The organism is Acinetobacter sp. NIOH-H-8, assembly GCF_046635365.1.
GTDB lineage: Bacteria > Pseudomonadota > Gammaproteobacteria > Pseudomonadales > Moraxellaceae > Acinetobacter.
On sequence record NZ_JBHDVN010000085.1, the window covers coordinates 1 to 6800 of the forward strand.

The window sequence follows — 6800 nt, forward strand, 5'->3', positions numbered from 1 at the left end:
TTCACTAAAAACTGCTCGAGGTACACCAACCAAGCGCTGGAATTCAGAATCTGAAAAACGATTTAATTTCTGATATTTCATGAAATCTATATTGAGGCAGTTTTTACTTTCGCAAGAGGTCTAATAAGCTCCCTTATAATTTAAAAGGATAAGTAAGTATTGACGCATCAGATCATTAACATCTTTTAAATCTTCATATGCATGTTGACTATAATCTTCATGACCAATAGTGAATAAAATTCCTTCGTGAATAATTTTATTTCTTTTCTTTAAAATATCTTTGATTTCATTTCGATTAATTCCAATATCTTCGAACATTCTTTTGGTCATTTCTGTAGAGCCACACTTTCCAAATATTTTATGTCGATATATTGGTTCTTCATTTTTTCTAGGAATTTTCTTATAGTGCTGATAATCTGCTGGTTGTGAGAACAGATCAGGATATTGAGGATGTGAGTAATTGGTATCTTGCATTTTTTTTTCGAAACCATTAGTTATTGCGAATGTATGCTTTAAATTTTCTATCGCAACATAATGCGAAATTAATGAAATCTCTTGGACTAATGATGAACGATTGGCTTCACATAAATAACTAATTACAACTGAAAGCTGTCGAGTATTTTTGATTTTGATGAAAGTTGGATAAACTTGTTCGATAAAATTACGAATACTTTTACCTTTGTCCTCAATGATATTGCTTCTTGAAGAAATATAAAATCCTGCACAGTTTATGCAATGTTGCTTATCTGCTATTTGATATCCTCTGCGAATGACATAGGATTGTTGAGCAAAAGATAGTAATTGGCAGATATCATCTACGATTTCCAAAATATGATCGACTTCATGTTCGGCCACATTCTTTACAGTTACAGTAGTCGTGTTAATGCTTTGATTATAATAATCAGTTTGTTTTAAACGAATGTCGTGCTGTTTAAATTCAAAAGTATAACCGCCACATTTAATAAAAGTAGTATCTAATACGCTTCGTCCATTTACTGAATCAGAGCATTCTTCTCCCACCATGAATAAATTAATGAGAAATATTTCTAGTTTTTGCATCGTATTTATATATAGAAAAACCCCACTAATTTATAGCGGGGTTTTATATACTTTACAACTAATTAAGGTTTAGTGCTGAAGCACTGAAATATCTGCAACTTTAGTGAACAGGTCACGTAGCTGAGCAAGCAGACGTAAACGGTTTGCTTTTAGTTCAGCATTATCCGCCATCACCATTACGCCGTCAAAGAACGCATCAACTGGTGCACGCAGGGCAGCCAATGCAGATAACGCAGCAGTGTAATCTTTAGAAGCAAATAGTGGCTCAACCACTGGTGCGATTTTCGCAAGTTCAGCGAATAATGCTTTTTCAGCATCTTCCACCAGATTTGCTTCAACCACAGCACCTTCAGGCGCAGCTTCTTTGGCAAGAATATTGGCAACACGCTTGTTCGCAGCAGCCAGTGCAGCAGCTTCAGGCAATGCACGGAAGTGATTAACGGCATTTACACGCTTGTCAAAATCAAGCGGAGATTTTGGTGACAACGCTTGAACAGCCTGGATCACGTCAACATCAACGCCTTGGTCTTCGTATTTCGCACGGTAACGGCCTTCCAAGAATGCAACTGCATCCGCCAAAGTCTTGTCGTGGTCTTTCAATACATCGCCATAAGCAGTCAATGCCAGCTTGATCAGGTCTTCGATAGATACATCCAGTTCGTTTTCAGTCACCAGACGCAGGATACCAATCGCAGAACGACGTAGCGCAAACGGGTCTTTAGAACCTGTAGGTGCCTGACCAATACCGAAAATACCAGTCAAGGTATCTAAACGGTCAGCAAGCGCAATCGTTGTACCTGTTTTAGTCTTAGGTAGAACGTCACCCGCGAATTTAGGTAAATATTGCTCACCTAAAGATTCAGCCACTTCATCATTTTCACCTTCAAGACGTGCGTAGTAAGTACCCGCGATCCCTTGAAGTTCTGGGAATTCACCCACCAACTCAGAAGTTAAGTCGCATTTAGCAAGAAGAGCCGCTTTTTCAGCATCTTCAGCTTTTGCACCTGTAATCGGCGCAAGTGCTACCGCCAGTTTGGCAATACGTTCAGACTTATTCCACAAAGTACCCAATTGTGCCTGAAATACCATGTTCGCTAGTTTCTCTTTACGAGAAGCTAATGGCTGTTTCTGGTCTTGCAGGAAGAAGAACTCAGCATCTGACAGACGCGGACGAACGACTTTCTCGTTACCTTCAATGATTTGAGTCGGATCTTTAGACTCAATATTTGAAACGGTAATGAAGTAAGGCTGTAATTTGTTTTCAGCATTGACCAGACAGAAATACTTCTGGTTGTCCTGCATGGTGGTGATTAACGCTTCTTGAGGAACGGCAAGGAAGCGTTCTTCAAAGCTGGCACGAAGCGCAACAGGCCATTCAACCAGAGCAGTAACCTCGTCGCGAAGATCAGCAGGAACAATCGCAATCGCATTCACTTCATCCGCCAGTGCTTTTACTTGCTGGTCGATGATCGCCTGACGCTCCTCAAAAGATGCAATTACTTTCGCAGCGCGAAGAGCATCCAGATAAGCATCTGCATTGGCCAGAATAATTGCTTCAGGCGCATGGAAACGGTGACCATAAGTCACATTGCCTGCTTTATGATCCTGAATGGTTGCATCAATCACATTGCTGTCTTTTAACAACACAACCCATTTCACCGGACGAACGAATTCAGTACGGCTAGCAGCAGAACGCATGCGTTTTGCGATAGGCAATTGATCCAGAGCATGTTGCAGGATTTGTGGCAGTAAAACGTCCAGGCTTTGACCTTTCACGTCTTTCAGGTAGCAGACTTTTTCAACCTTACCGGCCTGGAAAGTAGAAACCTGATCAACCGTAATGCCTTGACCGCGCATAAAGCCTTCAAGCGCTTTCGTCGGTTTGCCTTCAGCATCATAAGCCGCTTGAACAGCAGGGCCGTCAAAACGTTTTTGTGTATCGGCCTGAGCAGCATCAACGTTAACGATTTTAAGTGCCAGACGACGCGGTGCTGCATAAGCTTCAATTGCGTCGAAAGCCAGACCAGCATCTTTTAAGCCTTTTTCAGTTTCAGCTTTTAAAGCGTCACGTAATTTTTTCAGGCTTTTTGGTGGAAGTTCTTCACAGCCAAGTTCAAATAAAACTGTATGTTTAGACATTATTTGTTCTCCGCTGATTTTTCTGCTTGAGCCGCTTCTGCTTCTACTTGAGCTTTAAGCTGAGCCAGGACTTCGTCACGTAGGTGAGGTTCTGCCATTGGGAAACCAAGTTTCGCACGTGCTGCTACATAACTGGTCGCAATTGAACGTGCCAAAGTACGCACACGCAGAATATAACGCTGACGTTCAGTCACAGAGATCGCGCCACGCGCATCTAACAGGTTAAAGCTGTGTGATGCTTTAATCACTTGCTCATAAGCAGGTAATGGCAGTTCAGCTTCGATTAAACGGGTCGCCTCAGCTTCGTAGAAATCGAACAGTTCGAACATTTTTTCTACTGGTGCATATTCGAAGTTATAAGTCGATTGTTCTACTTCATTTTGATGGAACACATCGCCATAAGTCACTGTACCGAACTGACCTTTAGTCCAAACCAGATCGTAAACCGAGTCTACACCTTGCAGATACATCGCCAGACGTTCCAGACCATAAGTGATTTCACCGGTTACTGGGTAGCATTCAACACCACCGACTTGCTGGAAGTAAGTGAATTGAGTCACTTCCATGCCGTTCAGCCAAACTTCCCAGCCTAGACCCCATGCGCCCAGTGTTGGAGATTCCCAGTTATCTTCCACGAAACGGATGTCGTGAACTAAAGGATCAATACCGATTGCCTTTAAAGAATCTAGGTAAAGCTGCTGGATGTTGTCCGGGTTTGGCTTAAGCACAACCTGGAACTGGTAATAATGTTGCAGACGGTTCGGGTTCTCACCATAACGACCATCTTTCGGACGGCGTGATGGCTGAACATAAGCAGCATTCCAGGTTTCGGGACCTAACGCACGAAGGAAAGTTGCAGTGTGGAATGTCCCTGCACCCATTTCCATGTCGTAAGGCTGTAACACGACGCAGCCTTGCTCCGCCCAGTAGTTTTGTAAGGCAAGAATTAAGCCTTGGAAGGTATCAATATGCGATATGGCGCGACTCATGGTCATCCACTTAAAATTAGAGAAAAATTGTGCTTGATTATAAGGATTTTACAGGGGAGTGGCAAAGGGTTAATACGCTGAAAATATTTTGGAAAAAATTAAAATGGTCTTCATTCATGCCAGATTTTGCGCGGCTTTGCTGCAATTTTATGCTGGAATAGCAATGGGATGAGATCCAAAAATCAGGAATAAATCAGATGTATAGCATCCTGTTCACTGAAGCGCGATAAAGTTAAACTGATCTCATACGATTGCGGTCTTAGAATTAGTTTAATCTTCACACAATATAATAATGCCTAATAATAAGGAACTTCATGACCACTTACCAAATTCAGTGCCATTTAAAATACAAGATTGTGCAACCTACCGAATTTATTTTTATGGTTCAGGTCGCCCATCATCCCGATCAGAATATTCTCGGAGAACAGCTCACTATGAATATGCCGGTCAAGTGGCATGAATTTCAGGATGCTCAGCATCAAAACCGTCATATCCGGTTGCAACTCGAACCCTGTGAGGCATTTGAACTGAACTATAGCGCGACAGTTACCCGTCAGCCGAGCATTCCGATTGATCTGAGGCAAAATCTGAATGAAGTCAAAATCCCAGATCTGCCGGATGAGGTACTACCTTATTTGCTGGCCAGCCGCTATTGCAATTCAGATTTATTATTAGAAATGGCGAAGCGCTCATTTGGCTGGATGACGCCCGGCTATACGCGTGTAAAAGCCATTGAACAGTGGATTTATAACAATATTTCTTATGTCTCTGGCTGTTCTGACCAGTTTACGACTGCGACAGATGTGCTGGTCCACCGGGCAGGTGTATGCCGTGACTTTGCCCATTTAGGCATTGCGCTGTGTCGTGCTTTAGGAATTCCGGCACGCATGGTGGTCGGTTATGTGGAAATTGAAAAGTTTTTACCTGATTTTCATGCCATTTTTGAAGCCTATCTGGAAGGAGGATGGGTACAGTTTGATCCGACTCGTTTAGCTCCGGTAGATGAACTCATCCGTATTGGAACTGGGGTTGATGCCGGAGATGTGGCATTTTCAACCTATTATGGTCAGGTCGAGCTGCTCAAAATCGAACCTCTGATTAAATCTGGTTCTCATAGCGAAGCTGAGACTAAAATCACCTGACATGAATGATCTTATTGAAAATCCTATGAGAGATTGAATAGTAAAATAGGACTAGATGGATGGTTTTTCTCTGGTGTGTGACTTAGCTTTTTAAACAGCATCCATTTAAATGTAATTAAAAGATATAAAATAAATACATCTTTAAAGCGACTAGTTTTATAATGCGCAAAATCTGTAAACATTAAAATCAGGCGCGCCGTGTTCCATTCCAATCTCGACTGGCTCAATACCTTAAAACCGAATTTTAAAGTTCTTCCACTCAAGGACCGTTTACTCTGCGGTATTGGGGCACTACTGGGTCTCACGGTATCATCATTACTGAGTTTATGGATTCTGGGTGATTTTGAAGCCTGGTATATCGCACCGATGGGAGCTTCTTCGGTGCTGCTGTTTGCAGTTCCGGCCAGTCCCTTGGCGCAGCCCTGGAATATTCTGGTAGGTAATACCATCGCGGCTGTGGTGGGTGTGAGCTGTGCCTTGTTTATTGCCAGTCCGACCGAAGCTTTTAGTCTGGCGGTGGCATTAGCAATCATTTTAATGATGACCACCGATTCCCTGCATCCACCGAGTGGTGCTGTGGCTATTACGGCGGTACTCGGCGGCAATGCGGTGCATGAACTCGGCTATGCTTTCGTTTTCTATCCGGTGCTGCTGAATTCGATCTTATTGATGGTAATTGCGATCGTCTTTAATCGAATGATTGGCAAGCGTTATCCGCAGCAGGCGCAATTGAATACCCGTTCCAAAGATCCGACCCCGACCCAGAAAGTCACTATTCAGCCGCAAGATATTCAGGAAGTACTAGATCAGCAAACCGAGCTGCTGGACATTAGTGAATATGACCTGCAAAAGATTATTCTGGAAGCGCAGGACCGAGCCAATGCCCGTGCGGTCAACCAGTTTACCTGTCAGGACATTATGACTAAAGACGTGGTGACCCTGCATGCCAATGATAATATTCAGCATGCACTGGATAAATTTAAAGAAATGAACCTGATGAGCCTGCCGGTGGTTAATGCGGAAGGCAAGCTGGTGGGAACGCTGGCCATGTATCAGGTGGTAGAATGGTTTAAACGTGCTGCAGATGTGCGCAGCAGCTGGGAACATCAAGTCAAACATATTATGACCCGCAAGGTAGTCACAGTGCAGCCATTGCAGCCGATTCAGGATCTGGTGCCCTATTTTGTGGAACGTTCTTTTAACTATATCCCGGTAGTGAGCGAGCAGCGTCTGGTCGGAATTATTAGCCGCGCAGATATTATCGCTGCCCTGAATCAGGAACTGAACCATTTTAAAATGAGAGCTTAAAGCTGTTTTGAATAGTTCTGAAAAAAAGCACCCTCGGGTCATTGCTGTCCCACAATTTTTCACAAGAGGAAGCTCAAATGAGCTTCCTCTTGTTTTATGGGTATTTTATCGGGTGAAAATAAAGCTTTTAAAGTTCTTCTTTCAAACAAATTCACTTGAATTA

General features: G+C 42.9%; 5 protein-coding genes. 2 read left to right on the forward strand and 3 right to left on the reverse strand.

The features are described 5' to 3' along the window. Positions 1-120: 120 nt before the first annotated feature. From ACEWB7_RS16745 to glyQ, 3 genes are all read right to left on the reverse strand, one after another. Positions 121-1059 (reverse strand): hypothetical protein, encoded by a 939-nt coding sequence (locus ACEWB7_RS16745; protein ID WP_411580977.1) that lies wholly within the window; start codon positions 1057-1059, stop codon positions 121-123. A gap of 69 nt (positions 1060-1128) precedes the next feature. Next, positions 1129-3198 (reverse strand): glycine--tRNA ligase subunit beta, encoded by a 2070-nt coding sequence (glyS, locus tag ACEWB7_RS16750; protein WP_411580978.1) that lies wholly within the window; start codon positions 3196-3198, stop codon positions 1129-1131. Then, positions 3198-4187 (reverse strand): glycine--tRNA ligase subunit alpha, encoded by a 990-nt coding sequence (gene glyQ, locus ACEWB7_RS16755; RefSeq protein ID WP_005232423.1) that lies wholly within the window; start codon positions 4185-4187, stop codon positions 3198-3200. Before glyQ ends, glyS begins: the two co-directional genes overlap by 1 nt. A gap of 314 nt (positions 4188-4501) precedes the next feature. On the opposite strand from glyQ, the gene ACEWB7_RS16760 reads away from it, so the two are divergent. Continuing rightward, positions 4502-5329, forward strand: a complete 828-nt coding sequence (locus tag ACEWB7_RS16760; RefSeq protein ID WP_411580979.1) for a transglutaminase-like domain-containing protein — start codon at positions 4502-4504, stop codon at positions 5327-5329. Between the two features lie 198 nt (positions 5330-5527). Beyond that, a complete protein-coding gene (locus ACEWB7_RS16765) occupies positions 5528-6637 on the forward strand; it encodes an HPP family protein (protein ID WP_323713725.1) in 1110 nt (369 codons plus the stop codon). Positions 6638-6800: the final 163 nt, after the last annotated feature.

What these genes read in the sequence shown, in the direction of transcription:
- ACEWB7_RS16745 (WP_411580977.1), bottom strand. Translation starts at nt 1,059, where the DNA reads ATGCAAAAACTAGAAATATTTCTCATTAATTTATTCATGGTGGGAGAA.
- glyS (WP_411580978.1), bottom strand. Translation starts at nt 3,198, where the DNA reads ATGTCTAAACATACAGTTTTATTTGAACTTGGCTGTGAAGAACTTCCA.
- glyQ (WP_005232423.1), bottom strand. Translation starts at nt 4,187, where the DNA reads ATGAGTCGCGCCATATCGCATATTGATACCTTCCAAGGCTTAATTCTT.
- ACEWB7_RS16760 (WP_411580979.1), top strand. Translation starts at nt 4,502, where the DNA reads ATGACCACTTACCAAATTCAGTGCCATTTAAAATACAAGATTGTGCAA.